Source organism: Phocaeicola paurosaccharolyticus JCM 15092 (assembly GCF_000613805.1).
Lineage (GTDB): Bacteria > Bacteroidota > Bacteroidia > Bacteroidales > Bacteroidaceae > Phocaeicola > Phocaeicola paurosaccharolyticus.
Genome location: NZ_BAJR01000033.1, coordinates 1 through 19,032, shown reverse-complemented (window position 1 = coordinate 19,032; position 19,032 = coordinate 1). Strand labels below are relative to the sequence as shown.

Genomic DNA, 19,032 nt, shown 5'->3' with positions numbered 1-19,032 from the left:
AATGAAAAAGATAGGTTTAATTCGTATGCTAATGATATTAGCATATATGATGATTTCATCGACAGCTTTCTCCAAAGGGGTAACTGAGAGATTTGAACGTTTTCTTACAGAGCCTGCATCTTATGTTTGCTATAGAACAACAGGAAAAATTAATATTGATGGTGAACTCAATGAAACAGATTGGGAAAATGCTATATCCACAGAACCTTTTGTAGATATAAGCGGAGCTGGTTTTGCTAAACCAAAATATTCTACTCGTGCAAAGATGTTATGGGATGATAATTATCTTTTTGTTGCAGCTGTCCTTGAAGATGATAATATTGTTGCAAAGCTTTCAAAGAGAGATACTATTATATATTATGACAACGATTTCGAGGTCTTCATTGACCCTGATGGTGACGGACATAACTATTTTGAAATAGAGAATAATGCTCGTGGAGTTATATTTGATCTTATGCTTGATAAGCCTTATAGAAATGGTGGAAACTTCATGATACAATGGGACTGTCCTGGTTTGAGGTTGGCTGTTCATAATAATGGAACTATCAATAATCAAGAGGATAAGGACAAGTCATGGGTTGTGGAGATGGCCATTCCAAGAGAGGCAATAACGCTTAATTTCAACAATCCACTTAATGCTGGTAAATGCTGGAGAGTGAACTTCTCGAGAGTTCAGTGGCTGAAGAAAGGTGGACCTGAAGAGAACTGGGTATGGACGCCAACAGGAAGAGTAGATATGCATATGCCGGACAGATGGGGATATCTCTATTTCTCTGATAAAAGTGTAGCACAGAAAGGAGATAAAATTGTCTATCCATACAATAGGAATGTATATAAACTTTTGTGGGCAATGTTTTATGCACAGCAGCAATATCACTCAAAAAGTGGAAGATATTATCGTAGTGAGAAAGAATTTATTTTTTCCGATATTGACAGGAGTTTGTTGCCTAAAGGTTCGAAAATTATAGTTGAAGCTACAAACTCTTCATATCTGTTATCTATATCTTCTGAAGGCAAATTATATACATTAAGTGATGAAGGTAAATTCAATTATAAAGATGATATAAGACGCATAGTAAAGAACTGGGTTTGGACAGGTTTAGATGCCAAGAAGAGTATAGGCCAATGGAAAGAGTGGTTTGATCTATTAAAGGAATGTGGTATATCTGCTGTACTCTTTGAGGGGTATGGTGAGGATATTTATAAACTATGTAAAGAATCTGGATTAGAGGCACACCATTGGAAATGGACCATGAATCGCAAAGACTTACTTGAGTCTCATTCGAATTGGTATGCTGTTAATCGCCTAGGTGAATCATGCTTTGATAAACCTGCATATGTAAATTACTATCGTTTTTTATGCCCTAACCAAAGTGGTCTTGCGACATTTCTTGCCAATGACTATGTGAAAGAAGCTAAAAGACCATATGTAGACGGTTTACATCTTGATTATGTGAGAATGCCGGATGTAATACTTCCTGTAGGCTTATGGGATAACTATAAAATTGAGCAAACATATGAGTTACCAGAGTATGATTATTGCTATTGTGATGTTTGCCGTTCAAAATTTAAAAATCAGACAGGTATTGATCCATTAATGATAAAATATCCTATGGAAAATCAGAGTTGGATAAACTTTCGTCTTAATTCAATAACAAATATTGTAGACTCTATCTCTAATGCAGTAAAAACAGAAGGTAAGTTTATATCAGCAGCCGTCTTTCCTGGTCCTAGTATGGCTAAGAAAATGGTACGTCAGGATTGGGGGAATTGGTCATTGGATGCATATTTCCCTATGATATACAATAAGTTCTATCTGGAAGGAGTTGATTGGATAGGTGAGTCGGTTAGAGAGAGCGTGACAACACTCAATGGCAAAGCAAGTATCTATGCTGGATTAATGTTCTCGGATATAAAGGATGATTTTGAGAAAGCTCTTGATTTGGCATTTGATAATGGTGCCGATGGTGTCTCTTTCTTTGGAGGACCAGATAAAGAATATCTTTATAGATTGAAGAATTACTTAGAAGAGAAAGGCTATAAAAAATAAGTGGCAATAGATTTAAGTTCACCCCGTAACTTTGGGATTTAACAAATTATATTTCTTCTTGGTTAATAAGAGAGGATAGACTGTCTTCACTATTCGGAAAATGAATCATGACAAACAGTTTAACCAATCATGATTCGTTGATTAACCGATCACGATTCATTGCTTAATCGATCATGATCGGTGCATTATCCGATCACGACAGATTTATCAACACAGATAATAGACCGGTTTCACGTATGGAAACAGATACAGGGGCTGACCAATACCGATGCTGAATCATTTAACGCAAAAGTAAAATCTTTCAGGGCTATATTTAGGGGGTGATGATGTAATGTTTTACTTATTCATGGTTCTAAACTGCATGCTTATTTGTTAAATCCCCAAGAATAGTTACTGGGCCTATAATTATCATAATATATAAGAATGCTTCTTTTCTGTGATATACATATGAAAATTAGAATCATAATGATTCATTTTACACACTTTATATGTACATTATCTCTTTTTTATACAATGGTATTAAAAGCGGAAAGATACTTATCAATATCTAAATACGAGCCGAAAGCGGGACTCGAACCCGCGACCTATTCATTACGAATGAATTGCTCTACCAACTGAGCCATTTCGGCAAACTCTATATTGATTATATAGGACTTGATCGGGGTAACTAAGTATAGTTCTTTGAAGCGCTGCAAATATATACCTTAAAATTAATATATAAAAAAAGTGGTGATAAATCTAAAATAAGATATATCAATTTTATCAGCAATATATAGTATTAAATTGCGATGAAAGTACTCCGATAATATTTATTACAGCTTCTATTTTATATATTTTACTATCAGTTTACTTTAAATGTTGAATAAATATTAGATTTTTAATTATAATAAATGTTAGATTAACCAAATTGAAAAAAACAATAACAAATTATTATTTTTTTTGCTCTGTTTATAATTGGTAATTTGTATCTTTGCATGCAAAAGTTATAGAAACCAATCATGCGTGAAAAAATAGGCTATTTCAATAAACACAAAGCTTATTCGGTTCCTATTCAGGACCGACAACAATGCAATTGTTGTTTCTATTTTTCTTTATTTTTTTCCTCTCATTTCATCCCTTCAATATTCCTGAAAGTTCTTTCAAAAAAACAAACTCATTTTATTTATTTTATTATGTGTATTTTGTCATTAGCTGAACGTGATAAGAAGGTGAATTGTACTTTTTTTTAATGAAATAATAATTAATATAGTTGAATGGAACCTTTAAAACATGAATGTGGAGTAGCAATGATAAGACTGCTCAAACCGTTAGAATACTATCAGGAGAAATATGGAACCTGGATGTATGGTTTGAATAAGCTTTACTTGTTAATGGAGAAGCAACACAACAGAGGACAGGAGGGCGCTGGATTATCATGCGTTAAGTTGGAAGCAAATCCTGGTGAAGAGTATATGTTCCGTGAAAGAGCATTAGGTTCCGGTGCTATAACAGAGATATTTGAAGCTGTACAAAGTAATTTTAAAGACCTTACACAGGAACAACTTCATGATGCTGAGTATGCCAAAAGGTTCCTTCCTTTTGCAGGAGAAATATATATGGGTCATCTACGATATTCTACAACAGGAAAAAGTGGAATCTCTTATGTACATCCTTTTTTGCGCCGTAATAACTGGAGAGCAAAGAACTTGTCTCTTTGCGGAAATTTCAATATGACAAATGTTGATGAGATTTTCGAAAAAATCACAGCAACAGGACAACATCCTAGAAAATATTCTGATACATATATAATCTTAGAGCAGTTAGGACACCGACTTGACCGAGAAGTAGAACGTTTATTTGCTGAAAGTAAACAGGAAAGTATGGAAGGTATGGATATCACAAATTATATTGAAGAAAGAATAGATCTTTCAAATGTTCTCCGCACTGCAAGTAAGGATTGGGACGGAGGATATGTAATGTGTGGAATTACAGGTAGTGGTGAGATGTTCTCTTTGAGAGATCCATGGGGTATTCGTCCTGCATTTTGGTATAAAGATGATGAGGTTTTAGTTGTAGCTTCTGAAAGGCCTGTAATTCAAACGACATTCAATGTAAGTGCTGATGATATAGTAGAACTTAATCCAGGGGAATCATTATTACTCTCTAAAAATGGCGAAATACGTTTAGCTCAGATAAATAAGCCACTTATAAGAAAGTCATGTTCTTTTGAACGAATTTATTTCAGCCGAGGAAGTGATAAAGATATATATAAAGAGAGAAAGTTGCTTGGGGAGATGGTTGTACCAGCTATCTTGAAATCAATAAACTATGATGTAGAGAATACTGTACTATCTTTTATACCCAATACTGCTGAAGTTGCTTTCTATGGAATGCTTCAAGGATTTGATGACTATCTTAATGAAATGAAGGTTAGGAAAATAGAGGTCTTGGGGCATAATCCATCTCATGATGAACTAGAAAAGATTCTCTCCATGAGAATTAGAAGTGAGAAAGTAGCTATTAAAGATATAAAACTTCGTACATTTATAGCTGAAGGCAATAGCCGTAATGATCTTGCTGCGCATGTTTATGATATCACATACGATAGTCTTAAACCATATAAAGATAATTTGGTTATAATAGATGACAGTATTGTTCGCGGGACAACATTAAAACAGAGCATTATAAGTATTCTTGATAGGTTGAACCCAAAGAAGATCGTTATAGTATCATCTTCACCTCAAGTTCGTTACCCTGATTATTATGGCATAGATATGGCAAGTATGGATCAGTTTATTGCTTTCAAGGCTGCTATAGAGTTGCTAAAAGATAAGGGAATGGTAAGTGTGATTGAGAATGCCTATAGAAAATCAAAAAATCAGATAAACATTCCTAAGGAACAGATGGTGAATTATGTAAAAGAGATATATGCACCTTTTACTGATGAACAGATATCATCGAAGATGGTTGAGATACTTACGCCTAAAGGTACAAAAGCAAAGGTTGAGATAGTATATCAGACATTGGAAGGCTTGCACAAAGCTTGTCCAAATAGCAAAGGTGATTGGTACTTTAGTGGCGATTACCCAACTCCTGGAGGAGTTAAGCTTGTTAATCAGGCTTTTATTGATTATGTAGATAATAATTTTAATTTTGAGAAAACTGTAAAATAAATCAACGATATCATAGTGATGAGAAATGTAACATTGATCCTTGACGACGGGAGCCGATTCTCGGGCAAGTCGTTCGGTTATGAAAAGCCGGTGGCAGGAGAAGTCGTTTTTAATACCGCGATGACAGGTTATCCTGAAAGTTTGACAGACCCTTCATATGCGGGACAATTGATGACTCTTACTTACCCTTTGGTAGGTAACTATGGAGTACCTCCATTTACTATTGAGGATAATGGACTATCTACTTTCATGGAGGGTGAAAAGATTCATGCTGAGGCAATAATTGTGAGTGATTATAGTGAAGAGTATAGTCACTGGAACGCTGTTGAGAGTCTTGAACAATGGCTAAAACGTGAAAAAGTTCCAGGAATTACTGGCATTGACACTCGTGAGCTTACAAAGGTACTTAGAGAACATGGAGTAATGATGGGTAAAATTGTTTTTGACGATGAACCAGATAATATACCTCAGGCTTCATATGAGGGAATAAACTATGTCGATAAAGTGTCTTGCAAGGAGGTAATCAGATACAATGCAAGAAAAGATAATAAAAAGGTTGTCTTGGTAGATTGTGGTGTAAAAACTAATATAATCAGATGCCTTCTTAAGCGTGATGTGGAGGTTATTCGCGTGCCATGGAACTATGATTTCAATGAGATAGAATATGATGGACTATTTATTTCAAATGGCCCTGGTGACCCTGATACTTGTGATGAAGCTGTTCAGAATATCCGAAAAGCTATGCAGAAGAGTGATAAGCCAATATTTGGAATATGTATGGGCAACCAGTTGTTATCTAAAGCTGGTGGAGCAAAGATTTATAAGTTGAAGTATGGTCACAGAAGTCATAACCAACCAGTAAGGATGGTAGGAACAAACAGATGTTTTATTACTAGTCAAAATCATGGTTATGCTGTAGATAATAATACTCTTACTAACGAGTGGGAACCTTTGTTTATAAATATGAATGATGGTTCAAATGAGGGTATACGTCATAAGAATAAACCTTGGTTCTCAGCACAGTTCCATCCTGAAGCAGCTTCGGGACCTACAGATACAGAGTTTCTGTTTGATGAATTTGTAAAATTACTCTAATCCACCATTGAAAAGATAGAAAAGACATGAAAGAAAATATAAAGAAAGTTTTACTACTAGGTTCAGGAGCGTTGAAAATTGGTGAGGCTGGTGAATTTGACTACTCTGGTTCTCAAGCACTGAAAGCTCTCAAAGAAGAGGGGATAGAGACTATTCTTATCAATCCTAATATTGCTACTGTTCAAACTAGCGAGGGTGTTGCCGATCAGATATACTTCCTTCCTGTAACTCCATATTTCGTGGAGAAGGTTATTGAGAAGGAACGTCCTGATGGTGTGCTCTTATCTTTTGGAGGACAGACTGCATTAAATTGTGGTGTGGCTCTATATAAAGATAGAATATTTGAAAAATATGATGTGAAAGTTCTTGGTACTCCGGTTCAGGCTATAATGGATACTGAAGATAGAGAACTTTTTGTTAGAAAACTTGATGAAATTCAAGTCAAGACTATAAAGAGTGAGGCTGTCGAGAATATAGAGAATGCCCGTCGCGCTGCAAAAGAGTTGGGATATCCAGTAATCATTCGTGCTGCTTATGCTCTTGGAGGACTTGGCTCAGGTTTCTGTGACAATGAAGAGGAACTTAATGTACTTGCAGAAAAAGCTTTCTCATTCTCTCCACAGGTTTTAGTAGAGAAGAGTCTTAAGGGATGGAAAGAGGTTGAGTATGAAGTTGTACGTGACCGTTTTGACAATTGCATCACTGTTTGTAATATGGAGAACTTTGACCCACTTGGTATTCATACCGGTGAGTCTATAGTTATAGCTCCATCACAGACCCTTACTAATCATGAGTATCATAAACTCCGTGAACTTGCTATACGTATCATACGTCATATCGGAATTGTAGGAGAGTGTAATGTACAATATGCATTTGACCCAGAGTCTGAAGATTACCGAGTTATTGAGGTAAACGCTCGTCTTAGCCGTTCATCTGCTCTTGCATCAAAGGCAACAGGTTATCCTCTTGCTTTCGTAGCTGCAAAACTTGGACTTGGTTATGGACTGTTTGATTTGAAGAATTCTGTAACTAAGACAACAAGTGCATTCTTCGAACCTGCTTTGGATTATGTGGTATGTAAGATACCTCGTTGGGATCTTGGTAAGTTCCATGGTGTGGACCGTGAACTTGGTTCATCAATGAAATCTGTAGGTGAGGTTATGGCAATTGGACGTACTTTCGAGGAAGCTATTCAGAAGGGACTTCGTATGATAGGTCAAGGTATGCATGGCTTCGTAGAAAACAGAGAAATTGTTATTGATGATCTTGATAAAGCATTGAGGGAGCCAACAGATAAACGTATTTTTGTTATTTCGAAGGCTTTGAAGGCTGGTTACACTGTAGACCAAATTAATGAACTTACAAAAATTGATAAGTGGTTCCTTGAAAAATTAAAGAATATAAGCAATACTTCAAACGAACTACATAAGTGGGGTAATAACCATAAACAGATTTCTGATCTTCCTAAAGATATTCTTTTGAAGGCAAAAATACAAGGTTTCTCAGATTTCCAGATTGCTCGTGCTATAGGATATGAAGAAGATTTGGAAGAAGGTCTTATGTGTGTACGAAATCACAGAAAACAGTTAGGTGTTGTACCTGTTGTTAAACAGATTGATACATTGGCTGCTGAATATCCTGCTCAGACAAACTACCTTTATGTAACATATAGTGGAGTAGCTAATGATGTTAAGTATACAGGTGACCACAGATCAATTGTTGTACTTGGATCGGGGGCATATAGAATCGGTTCTTCAGTTGAGTTCGACTGGTGTGGTGTTCAGGCATTGAATACTATCCGTAAAGAGGGTTACAGAAGTGTAATGATAAACTACAACCCTGAGACAGTATCTACAGACTATGATATGTGTGACAGACTCTACTTTGATGAACTTACATTTGAAAGAGTACTAGATATCTTAGAACTTGAAAACCCACATGGAGTAATCGTATCTACCGGTGGTCAGATTCCAAATAACCTTGCAATGCGTCTTGATGAGCAGAATATTAATATTCTAGGTACATCAGCTAAGAGCATTGATAACGCAGAAGATAGAGAGAAATTCTCTGCTATGCTTGATAGAATAGGAGTGGATCAGCCTAGATGGAGAGAACTTACATCAATGGAAGACATTAATGAGTTTATTGATGAAGTTGGATTCCCTGTTTTAGTTCGTCCTTCATATGTACTTTCTGGTGCAGCGATGAATGTTTGCTCTAATCAGGAAGAACTTGAAAGATTCTTGAAACTTGCGGCTAACGTATCTAAGAAACATCCGGTTGTAGTTAGTCAGTTCATAGAGTATGCAAAAGAGGTGGAGATGGATGCCGTAGCTCAAAACGGTGAGGTTATAGCTTATGCTATTAGCGAACATATTGAGTATGCCGGAGTACATTCTGGTGATGCAACAATCCAGTTCCCTCCACAGAAACTATATGTTGAGACAGTTAGACGTATAAAGCGTATTAGTCGTCAGATAGCAAAAGAGTTAAATATATCCGGTCCTTTCAATATCCAATATCTTGCAAGAGAAAATGATATAAAGGTTATAGAGTGTAACTTACGAGCTAGCCGTTCTTTCCCGTTTGTTAGTAAAGTTCTTAAAATTAATTTCATAGAACTTGCAACAAAGGTTATGTTGGGTCTTCCAGTAGAAAAACCTAAGAAAAACCTATTCGAATTGGATTATGTTGGAATAAAAGCAAGTCAGTTCTCTTTTAATCGTCTTCAGAAAGCTGACCCAGTTTTAGGTGTTGATATGGCAAGTACCGGAGAGGTAGGCTGTATTGGCTCAGATACATCATGTGCAGTTCTTAAATCAATGCTTTCAGTTGGTTACAGAATACCTAAGAAGAGCATTCTTCTTTCAACTGGTAATGCTAAACAGAAAGCAGATATGCTTGACGCTGCAAAAATGTTGTTAAGCAAAGGATATGAGATTTATGCTACAGGAGGTACATCAAAATATCTTCAGGAGAATGGAGTAGATAATACAAGAGTATTTTGGCCAAGTGAAGAGGGACAACCTCAGGCTCTAGATATGCTTCATAATAAGCAGATCGATATGGTAGTAAATATTCCAAAGAACCTTACTTCCGGTGAACTTACTAATGGATATAAGATACGCCGTGCATCTATTGACCTTAATATACCTCTTATAACTAATGCTCGTCTTGCAAGTGCATTTATCAATGCATTCTGTACTATGACTATTGATGATATAGCAATAAAGAGTTGGGAAGAGTATAAATAAGACTTATTAATAGCATTAATTTAAAAGGTTTAGCAAATTTCTTAAGAGAAATGGCTAAACCTTTTCTTATTATAATTTATTAATTATATTTGTTTGAGCATGTTTAATTTTATAATATTTGCTATACAATTATTTATAACATTAGTAAATCTATTTGATAACAAGAAATCTAAACTTCGCTTTTAATTTGAACTATTATGTATACAAAATTAAGGAATGAGCTAATTGGACAAATTAAAGCTGATTATATCACTTTTCTTGGTTTCCTTTTCGGTAAAAGAATTAATATTCCATTTAATAAGAATATTTTAATAATTGCCCCTCATCCTGATGATGAAATATTTGGTTGTGGAAATTTTATATATGATTCAATAAAAAATAATAATAGAGTTTCAATTGTATTCTTATCAAAAGGAGAGAAATCTACTTCACAAATTGACGAAGATGAACTTATAGATAATAGAAGAAAAATGGCCATAGAAGCAAATCGAATATTAGGATGTACAGATTTAACCTTTTTAGCTTTTCCTGATTCAAAGTTTTATTTAATAAATGAAGAAAATTTAGAAGCTAAGAAACTTTCAAATATTATTGACGATAAAAAACCAGATTATATATTTTATCCACATATTCTTGATTATAGTCCTGATCATCGAAGAGCTTCAGCATTAATTTCAAAGATAATATCTAAAAATGCAGATATAAAAAAATATTATTATTGTGTTTGGTTATGGAATTCATTACCATATAAAGACTTAAAGAGAATGAGTATTAGTAATATATACTATTATTCACCTAAGCTAAACTATAAAAAAAAATCACATGATATATACACAAAAACACACTCATCTGATGGTGTATATTACTCAGGAAATTGTCCAAAACTATTGTATAGATTAACTAAACGAAAAAGAGAGTTGTTCTTTTTAATTAATACAAGCAATTGATGTTTATCATGGTTTTAAATAATAATTTCTCATTAATATTTTTGATTTTAATAAGGCATTAGACGTTATGAAAATAGTATATATTTATACCGCTTTATCAACAAAGGGAGGAGTTGATCGTATAATTACTTTTAAAGCAAATTATTTAGCAGAGAAATATAATCATGAAGTTTATATTATTACTGATTCCCAAAATAATAAACCTTTAGCTTTTCCTTTATCTTCTAAAGTAAAACATATAGATTTAGGGATAAACTTTGGTATTCAATATCAATATAATATTCTTTTTAGGTTCATTATATATATGAAACTAATGAGGTCTTATAAAAAAGAATTAAGAGATTTATTATATAGATTAAAAGCAGATGTGGTAATTTCTACCGGTGGTAGAGACTTAGAGTTTATTACATCTTTAAATGATTCTAGCATAAAAATAGGAGAATTACATACAATTAGAGACTCTTTTAGGAACTTTAATTTATTGGAGAATAAGGGTATCCCTTATAATTTAGTAGCTAAATATTATAGATATAAAATTGATAAAAAGATAAAAGAACTTTCATCTTTAGTTCTTCTCTCAGAAAAGGATGCTCAATCATGGAGTAAAATCAGGACTTCAAAAATAATTCCTAACTCTATTCCTTTTCAAACTACAAAATTTAGTAATTGCTCAAACAAAAAAGTTATAAGTGTAGGGAGATTTAGTTATGAAAAAAGATTCGATTTATTGATTAAAGCGTGGAAAATAGTTAATTATATATACAGATTGGGAACTGAATATTTATGGAGAAGGATTATTAAAGAAAGAGTTAGAAAAGAATATATATGAATATGGACTGAGTGAGTCCGTTAGAATTCATCCTCCTACTGAGCATATAGAAGAAAAATATGTTGATAGCTCAATTTTTTGTTATGAGTCAAAATTTGAAGGATTTGGACTTGTTTTAGCTGAAGCTATGAGTTGTGGCATACCATGTGTATCTTTTAACTGTCCATATGGTCCCTCTCAAATAATCAAAGATAGAGAGGATGGTTTTCTTGTGGAAAATGATAATTATGAAAAGCTTGCAGATAAATTATTTTTTTTAATAGAAAATGACAATATTAGAAAACAGATGGGTTTGAATGCTATAAAAAATATTCAACGTTATTCACCAAATATAATAATGCCTAAATGGAATAACTTATTTGAAGATTTAATTAGGCATAAATAATAAAAACAATAAAATTTTAAAAGTTTTTAATATCGCATATAATCATTAAAAAAACTATAATATTACAATAAACACAAAAGTTTGATAAAACTTAACTAGTAATTATTCTATAAAAATAAATATATATGAGAATAGTATATGTTTTAGATGCGTTGGCTAATAAAGCGGGTACAGAAAGAATGATTTCATTTAAAATGAACTATTTATCTGAAAGGAATTATGAAATCTATTTTATTACTGCTTCACAGGGTAAGCATCCATTTTCTTTTAATTTGTCTTCTAAAATAACTTGTATTGATTTAAATATTAACTTTCATCGTATTTATAAATATAGATTGTTGTTCAGATTCTTTAAAGAACTACAATTGTGTTTTTTGTTGAAGAAAAGAATTAAAAAAGTAATTTCTATTATAGATCCTGATATAATAATAGCAACCACATATACTTTTTCTGATATTGTATGTAATTTAGATTGTAGAGCTAAGAAATTAATTGAATCACATGGTAATAAAAGCTTTTTAAACTATGTCGATAAAAGCAGTATTTCTATCAAAAATATATATAATACAATTAAAAGAAATATTATAATTAAAAGTATAGAAGATAAATGTGATGTTTTAGTTACTTTAACTGAAGGAGATAGTAATCAATGGAATACTTCATCTAAGAAGATTATTATTCCTAATCCTCTTCCAATAAATTGTAAAGAGTATTCAACTTTGAATAACAGAAAAGTGATTTCTGTAGGCAGATTAGTACCAGAAAAGGGTTTTGATATGCTTATTGATGCGTGGAAAATTTTATATTCTAAACATAATGATTGGTGTTTAGATATTTATGGTGATGGTGGTTTACATGATACACTTGAAAGCCAAATTAAGAACTTAGGTTTATCTGATTCATGTAAGATACATAGTGCTACAAATGATATAAGTAGCAAGTATTTAGAGAGTTCCATATATGCGATGAGTTCTTTGTATGAAGGTTTTGGTTTAGTATTAATTGAAGCAATGTCTTTTGGAATTCCATGTGTCTCTTTTAATTGTCCTTATGGACCTTCCGATATAATTAGTGATAACAAAGATGGTATATTGGTTGAGCCTAATAATGTATTATTGTTAGCAGATTCAATAAATTATCTTATTGAAAATGAAGATAAGAGGTTTGAATATGGACGACAAGCTAAGATTAATGTACAAAAGTTCTCTTCAGAGAATATTATGCCTAAATGGGATAAACTTTTTAAGTCACTAGCAAATTAGTTTATGAATATACTTTTCTTTTTATATCATGGCTTTTCTGATATAAGTGGTATTAGTAAAAAAGTGCAATATCAGATCAATGGGCTTTGTCAGTCTGGACATAATGTAGATGTATGCCAATATACAGTGCTGGAAAATGGTCATAGAGTGAGAATGGTTAATGATGAAATTATACAGGACTATGGTAAAGGTAGTTTGGCAGCCGTAAGAAAACGTATAGATTATTCCGGCATAAAAAGATATATCAGAGAACATGAATATGACATTGTATATGTCCGCTCATTTCACAATGCCAATCCATTTACTATTGATCTTTTCAGAACAATAAAGAGCACTAGCGCTAAAATAGCTTTAGAAATTCCTACTTATCCCTATGATAAGGAGTATCAAGGTTTCTCTTTAAGGAATAAGATAGGTCTGAAAATAGATAAACTTTTTAGGAATAAGTTGGCTAAGATTACAGATGCTATTGTCACCTTCTCTGATGATAAGGAGATTTTCGGGCAGAGAACAATATGTATATCTAACGGTATTGATTTTGATGCCATAACTATTCAGAACAAGGGCAAAGAGAGCGATGATGTCATCAATCTGGTGGGAGTTGCTGAGGTACATTATTGGCATGGCTTCGACAGACTTATTGCCGGATTGGGAGAATACTATAAAAGTGAACACTCAAAGGAGGTCTATTTCCATATTGTTGGAGGCATCGCTCCATCGGAGATGGAAGGTTCAAAATATGCCATGGGCTTTAAAAAAATAATTTCCCAATATAATATTGAAGGTAAAGTATTTTTTCATGGTCCTCTTTACGGAGAGGAATTGGATAATATACTTAACATAGCCGATTTCGCAGTAGGAAGTTTGGCAAGACATCGTTCAGGGATTTATAGCATGAAGAGCCTTAAGAACAGAGAATATGCTGCAAGAGGTATTCCTTTCATCTACTCTGAGAGAGATACTGATTTTGATAATACAGATTTTATCATAAAGGCTCCGTCAGATGAGACACCTATAGATATAAATAAGATACTCCTTTTTCTTAATAACTATAAAGGTTCTCCTTTGATAATAAGGTTCTCAATAAAGTATCTTACCTGGGAAGAACAGATGAGGAAAGTAATAAAAGAACTATGACAAAAAAGTATAAGATAGTTTATTGTACCCCATCACTATATATACCGGGTGGTGTAGAGAGGGTCCTGACAACAAAAGCAAACTATTTTGCTGACGTGTTGGAATATGATATATATATAGTACTTACGGATGGTAAGGGAAAAACTCCATATTATCCATTGTCCTCAAAAATTCATCTTATATATTTGGACATAAATTTTGAGGAACTATGGAATAAAAATTTCATATATAAATCTCTTCTCTATCTGAAAAAGCAGAGTGCGTATAAACGTGAACTAACTAGGATACTTATTGAACTGAAACCAGATATTACAATCTCACTACTAAGAAGAGAGATAAACTTTATTACTTCAATTAAAGATGGAAGTAAGAAGATAGGAGAGATACATATTAATAGAAAACATTATCGTAATTTCGAACGTCATGAAATAAATATATTTAAGTCTTTGTTTTCAAAGATCTGGATGTATCAATTAATTACGAAGTTGAATAGACTTGATAAGTTCATTGTATTGACTGAAGATGATAAGCATAATTGGATTGAATTGAATAATGTTAATGTTATACCTAATCCGCTTATAATAAATGATGATATTGCTTCTTTAGATAATAAGGAAATAATAGCAGTAGGAAGATATTCATACGAGAAGGGATTTGATTTGCTGATTAATGCTTGGACTATTGTTTACGAATATCATAAAGATTGGAGATTAAGTATATATGGAACAGGTAATAAGGAAAATCTTTTGCCTTTGTTAATAGAGAAGAATTTATCAGATTCTGTGAATTTACAAGATTCCTCTCATGATATATTTAATAAATACTTTGAAAGTTCTGTATTTGTATGTAGTTCACGTTTTGAGGGCTTTGGTATGGTTTTAGCTGAGGCAATGTCTTGTGGTGTACCCGTTGTTTCTTTTGATTGTCCTTATGGACCAAGAAATATTATTAATAATGGAGTTGATGGTATTCTTGTTAAGAATGGTGATGTAGCTGAGCTTGCTAAGTCTATAATGCACCTTATAGATAATCCAATAGAAAGAAAGAAAATGGGTGCATTGGCAAAACACAATATAAAAAGATTGGATGTAATTCACATTTGTAAGAAATGGAATGAACTTTTTAATTCATTATTATCAAATAGATGAAAATAGTATATATTATTGGGGGAATATATGGACCAAATGGTATGAGTTATATTCTTAGTCAGAAAGTTAACTATTTGGCAGATAATACAGATTATAAGATTTATGTAGTTCTCACTGAACAAGAGGGGATGCCATTGTATTATAGGCTTTCTGATAAAGTTGAATTGGTTAATTTCGACATCAATTTTGATGAGTTGGATACAATGCCTCTATTAAAAAAGGTATATCATTTTTCAAAGAAACAGTGCATCTATAAAAGGAGACTTACTAATTATCTCTGTAATCTTAGGCCAGACATTACAGTGAGTGCTATGCGCAGAGAGATTAATTTCATCAATAATGTTCCAGATGGCAGCAAGAAAGTTGGCGAATTACATTTCAACAAGAGCAATTATAGAGAGTTTAACAAGAGTTTTTTACCTTCATTTGTAAACCAATTTATAACAAGGCTGTGGCGTGAGAAGTTGATTCATGAGATAAAGAGATTGGACCAGTTTGTAGTACTCAGCCACGAAGATCTTGAAGCATGGACAGAATTAGACAATGTAATTGTTATACCCAATTCCATACCTTATTTCCCCTCTTCTTCATCTACTTGTAAGGGTCATAAAGTCATTGCTGTTGGAAGATATACCTATCAAAAGGGTTTTGATATGCTTATTGATGCTTGGAGGATAGTTTCACAAAGGCATCCTTACTGGAAACTAAATATTTATGGCAGTGGTGATAATGAGATATATCAATCTCTTGCCGATTCAAAGCAAGTGGGCGACTCCATCTTCTGTCATTCGGCTGTAAATAACATATATGAAAAATACCTTGAGAGCTCTATATTTGTGCTTAGTTCAAGATATGAAGGCTTCGGACTTGTCCTTGCTGAGGCTATGAGCTGTGGAATACCTGTTGTTACCTTTACATGTCCATGTGGCCCAAAGGATATCGTTACTGACAAGGTTGATGGTATATGGGTTGAACCCAATAATGTGAATGATTTGGCAGATAAGATATGTTATCTTGTCGAACATGAAGATGAGAGGATAAAAATGGGTGAGGAAGCTGCAAAAAGTTCGAAACGTTATTGCCAGAATATTATAATGAAACAGTGGATTGATCTTTTTGACGGATTGATATAAAAAATTGGATTGATAAATTAATACCAATCCAATTTCTTTGTATGTATTGTGCAGTATTGCACACTCTGTTCTTTATTTCACCTCGATAACTTTTGAGGTTGTTTCTTTATGTTCTGGAAGACGTTTTGGTAAATCTACTGTGAGCACTCCATCTGTTACTTTTGCTTCAATCTTATCCTTGTCGACGTCATCTGGAAGTATAAGAGTCTGCTGGAATTTAGTATATGAAAATTCACGACGCAAATATCTGCTTTCGCCTTTCTCTTTCTCATCTTTCTTCTCCATTGTTATAACAAGATCGTTATCCTCATTCAGATGAACTTGGAAATCATCTTTTGTCATTCCTGGAGCTGCTAGTTCTACTTTATATTCTTTATCACTCTCGATAACATTTATTGCTGGAGCTGTTGCATTAGCCTTTACCATCCAGTTGTTATCGAAAAAGTCATTGAAAATACTTGGAACCCATGTCTGATTTGATCTTTTTACTGGCATCATAATTAAACCTCCTATATTAATTCGTTAAACATTATCTTTATTTAGACTTTTATCGAGTCTTTCTATAGAGATAATGCAACATAGATGCCAACTGTAACTATAAAATAGGGTTTTATGTTGTTTTTAAAGATATGAAATGTTTATTAATCAAATAAGCTTGATTTTTAAATTCGCTAAAGGTTTTTTTATTATCTGTGACAATTTGTCAACTGGTTAATGATGAAATAAAGGAAATTTTGACAGGATTATAGCAATTTGAATCTCATTCTAAGTATACCATTATCATAACTATGGCTTATAATCTTGAATGTTCCAATCTGTGATGTATCTTTTACGTGGATTCCAATGCAAAGACATTCATCATAATCTCCAACTTTAACAATGCGTACAGTCTCGGAAGCATTATCAGGGAGTCTTTTCATATCGAATTTATTCATAGCTTCTTCCTGTTTGATATACTCCATGGTGACTGGAAGATTACATTTGATAACCTCATTAACCATCTCTTCAATTTGCCTTATTTCTTCTTCAGAGGGCTCAAAGGACAAAGCAAAATCCATTTTGCTCTTCTTCTTTTCTATATGTGCTTCAATTGCTCTGTTACAATTAAAGAGATTAATCATAGTTCTGTTTACTATATGCTCACAAGTATGCATTGGAGCAATCTGTTCATCATTGAATTTTGGAGAAGGGTTATTTATCTTTTGTTCGGTAATCATTATTGGCTCTTTTGTGTCATACAAAAATAGAAAAATGAATTTTGTAATGATAGAAATAATACGATTTTATCAAACATTTCTTATTATCAATCATACTGACTATGTCAAATTTTATATCAATATCTTCTTTTATATCTTTGTTTAATTGATGAACAAAAAAATATATATATGAAAAACATTCTTTCGTTCTTTATCGTATTAATTCTCTTTACTAATATTGAATCTTATTCTCAGAATAAATCTTTTGTAAAAGTTGAGAATGGAAAATTTATCAGAGACGGGGAGCAATATAGATACGTTGGTACTAATTTTTGGTATGGCTCAATACTTGGATCTACTGGTGAAGGAGGTGATAGGAATAGACTTATCCAAGAATTAGATTCCCTTAAAAGTATAGGCATTGATAATCTGAGAATATTAGTTGGTAGTGATGGTGAAAATGGAGTTCCTACTAAAGTTGAACCTACTCTGCAAAAAGCTCCTGGGGTCTATAATGATACTATCCTTGATGGACTTGACTATCTTTTATTCGAGATGAATAAACGTGATATGCTAGCTGTGTTATATATTAATAATTCGTGGGAATGGAGTGGTGGTTATGGACAATATTTGGAATGGGCAGGTATGGGGAAAGCTCCTATTCCTGCAATAGATGGTTATGAGAAATATATGAAGTTTGTAAGCCAATTCTCTACTTGTGAAAAGGCACAGAATTATTATTATGATCACCTAAAATTTATTATAGGAAGAGTTAATAGGTATACAAATAAGAGATATATAGATGATTCTACTATTATGTCTTGGCAAATAGGAAATGAACCTAGAGCTTTTTCGAATGATGCTAAGCCAGCATTTGCGAAATGGCTGTCAAAAGCATCTTCAATAATTAGATCTTTAGATAAAAACCATCTTATTTCTACAGGAAATGAGGGAAAGGCAGGGTGTGAAGAAGACATGAATCTTTTTGAGACAATTAATGCCGATAAGAATGTTGACTATATAACTATACATATGTGGCCATACAACTGGGGATGGGTGAAAGCTGATAGTCTATATGAGATGTTACCGCAAGCTAAAGTGAAGACAAAAGAATATATTGAAACTCACCTATCTATTGCTGACAAATATAACAAACCTGTAGTCATGGAAGAATTTGGTTATCCTCGTGATGACTTTAAATTTGCTAAAGGAAGTTCTACAAAAGCGAGAGATGAATTTTATAAATATGTATTTGGTCTAATTGCAAATAAGTCTGAGAATTATAGACATTTTGCCGGGTGTAACTTTTGGGCTTGGGGAGGAATGGCTAGACAGTCAGAAAAAAATATATTCTGGAAAAAAGGAGATGATTATATGGGTGATCCGGCACAAGAACAGCAAGGACTTAATTCTGTTTTTTTAGGTGATTCTACAATTAAAATAA

At 33.1% G+C, this 19,032-nt stretch carries 14 protein-coding genes and 1 tRNA gene; 12 read left to right on the top strand and 3 right to left on the bottom strand.

All coding sequences use genetic code 11. The features are described 5' to 3' along the window. Position 1 precedes the first annotated feature (1 nt). A complete protein-coding gene (locus JCM15092_RS11970) occupies positions 2-2,050 on the top strand; it encodes a sugar-binding protein (protein ID WP_024994870.1) in 2,049 nt (682 codons plus the stop codon). A gap of 556 nt (positions 2,051-2,606) precedes the next feature. On the opposite strand, the gene JCM15092_RS11965 is transcribed toward JCM15092_RS11970, so the two are convergent. After that, a tRNA-Thr gene (locus JCM15092_RS11965) sits at positions 2,607-2,679 on the bottom strand. A 624-nt stretch (positions 2,680-3,303) separates the two neighbouring features. Here JCM15092_RS11965 and JCM15092_RS11960 point away from each other — a divergent pair. The 10 genes from JCM15092_RS11960 (at position 3,304) to JCM15092_RS11920 (ending at position 16,392) form a co-directional block, all read left to right on the top strand. Beyond that, positions 3,304-5,202, top strand: coding sequence for an amidophosphoribosyltransferase (locus JCM15092_RS11960; protein WP_024994869.1), 1,899 nt, complete (start codon positions 3,304-3,306; stop codon positions 5,200-5,202). A gap of 18 nt (positions 5,203-5,220) precedes the next feature. Continuing rightward, the gene (carA, locus tag JCM15092_RS11955; RefSeq protein WP_024994868.1) at positions 5,221-6,297 is read left to right on the top strand and encodes a glutamine-hydrolyzing carbamoyl-phosphate synthase small subunit; all 1,077 of its coding nucleotides are present in this window, start codon (positions 5,221-5,223) and stop codon (positions 6,295-6,297) included. 26 nt (positions 6,298-6,323) lie between these two features. Then, positions 6,324-9,551 carry a carbamoyl-phosphate synthase (glutamine-hydrolyzing) large subunit gene (gene carB / locus JCM15092_RS11950; protein WP_024994867.1) on the top strand — a complete coding sequence of 1,076 codons (3,228 nt, stop codon included), beginning with the start codon at positions 6,324-6,326 and terminating at the stop codon, positions 9,549-9,551. 197 nt (positions 9,552-9,748) lie between these two features. Beyond that, entirely contained in the window at positions 9,749-10,498 is a 750-nt protein-coding gene (locus tag JCM15092_RS11945) for a PIG-L family deacetylase (protein ID WP_024994866.1), read from the top strand. A gap of 67 nt (positions 10,499-10,565) precedes the next feature. After that, the gene (locus tag JCM15092_RS15990) at positions 10,566-11,327 is read left to right on the top strand and encodes a glycosyltransferase family protein (protein ID WP_051532551.1); all 762 of its coding nucleotides are present in this window, start codon (positions 10,566-10,568) and stop codon (positions 11,325-11,327) included. After that, positions 11,251-11,712, top strand: coding sequence for a glycosyltransferase (locus JCM15092_RS16940; RefSeq protein ID WP_084488552.1), 462 nt, complete (start codon positions 11,251-11,253; stop codon positions 11,710-11,712). The genes JCM15092_RS15990 and JCM15092_RS16940 overlap by 77 nt, the downstream gene beginning before the upstream one ends. 125 nt (positions 11,713-11,837) lie before the next feature. Continuing rightward, positions 11,838-12,974 carry a glycosyltransferase family 4 protein gene (locus tag JCM15092_RS11935; RefSeq protein ID WP_024994865.1) on the top strand — a complete coding sequence of 379 codons (1,137 nt, stop codon included), beginning with the start codon at positions 11,838-11,840 and terminating at the stop codon, positions 12,972-12,974. 3 nt (positions 12,975-12,977) lie between these two features. Beyond that, positions 12,978-14,111, top strand: a complete 1,134-nt coding sequence (locus JCM15092_RS11930; RefSeq protein WP_024994864.1) for a glycosyltransferase family protein — start codon at positions 12,978-12,980, stop codon at positions 14,109-14,111. Next, complete coding sequence (locus JCM15092_RS11925) at positions 14,108-15,259, top strand: glycosyltransferase family 4 protein (RefSeq protein WP_051532549.1); 1,152 nt, start codon at positions 14,108-14,110, stop codon at positions 15,257-15,259. Before JCM15092_RS11930 ends, JCM15092_RS11925 begins: the two co-directional genes overlap by 4 nt. Further along, on the top strand, positions 15,256-16,392 hold the full coding sequence (locus JCM15092_RS11920; protein WP_024994862.1) for a glycosyltransferase family 4 protein: 1,137 nt from the start codon (positions 15,256-15,258) through the stop codon (positions 16,390-16,392). The genes JCM15092_RS11925 and JCM15092_RS11920 overlap by 4 nt, the downstream gene beginning before the upstream one ends. A 72-nt stretch (positions 16,393-16,464) precedes the next feature. Here the strand turns inward: JCM15092_RS11920 and JCM15092_RS11915 are convergent, their stop codons facing one another. Both JCM15092_RS11915 and JCM15092_RS11910 read right to left on the bottom strand, forming a co-directional pair. After that, entirely contained in the window at positions 16,465-16,890 is a 426-nt protein-coding gene (locus tag JCM15092_RS11915; RefSeq protein WP_024994861.1) for an Hsp20/alpha crystallin family protein, read from the bottom strand. Positions 16,891-17,135: 245 nt separating this feature from the next. Then, the gene (locus JCM15092_RS11910; RefSeq protein ID WP_024994860.1) at positions 17,136-17,609 is read right to left on the bottom strand and encodes an alanyl-tRNA editing protein; all 474 of its coding nucleotides are present in this window, start codon (positions 17,607-17,609) and stop codon (positions 17,136-17,138) included. A 168-nt stretch (positions 17,610-17,777) separates the two neighbouring features. Here JCM15092_RS11910 and JCM15092_RS11905 point away from each other — a divergent pair. Next, positions 17,778-19,032: glycoside hydrolase 5 family protein (locus JCM15092_RS11905; protein WP_024994859.1), on the top strand; the 1,255-nt coding region annotated here is incomplete at its 3' end.

Coding starts and splice junctions, on each gene's coding strand:
- JCM15092_RS11970 (WP_024994870.1), top strand. CDS start 2: ATGAAAAAGATAGGTTTAATTCGTATGCTAATGATATTAGCATATATG.
- JCM15092_RS11960 (WP_024994869.1), top strand. CDS start 3,304: ATGGAACCTTTAAAACATGAATGTGGAGTAGCAATGATAAGACTGCTC.
- carA (WP_024994868.1), top strand. CDS start 5,221: ATGAGAAATGTAACATTGATCCTTGACGACGGGAGCCGATTCTCGGGC.
- carB (WP_024994867.1), top strand. CDS start 6,324: ATGAAAGAAAATATAAAGAAAGTTTTACTACTAGGTTCAGGAGCGTTG.
- JCM15092_RS11945 (WP_024994866.1), top strand. CDS start 9,749: ATGTATACAAAATTAAGGAATGAGCTAATTGGACAAATTAAAGCTGAT.
- JCM15092_RS15990 (WP_051532551.1), top strand. CDS start 10,566: ATGAAAATAGTATATATTTATACCGCTTTATCAACAAAGGGAGGAGTT.
- JCM15092_RS11935 (WP_024994865.1), top strand. CDS start 11,838: ATGAGAATAGTATATGTTTTAGATGCGTTGGCTAATAAAGCGGGTACA.
- JCM15092_RS11930 (WP_024994864.1), top strand. CDS start 12,978: ATGAATATACTTTTCTTTTTATATCATGGCTTTTCTGATATAAGTGGT.
- JCM15092_RS11925 (WP_051532549.1), top strand. CDS start 14,108: ATGACAAAAAAGTATAAGATAGTTTATTGTACCCCATCACTATATATA.
- JCM15092_RS11920 (WP_024994862.1), top strand. CDS start 15,256: ATGAAAATAGTATATATTATTGGGGGAATATATGGACCAAATGGTATG.
- JCM15092_RS11915 (WP_024994861.1), bottom strand. CDS start 16,890: ATGATGCCAGTAAAAAGATCAAATCAGACATGGGTTCCAAGTATTTTC.
- JCM15092_RS11910 (WP_024994860.1), bottom strand. CDS start 17,609: ATGATTACCGAACAAAAGATAAATAACCCTTCTCCAAAATTCAATGAT.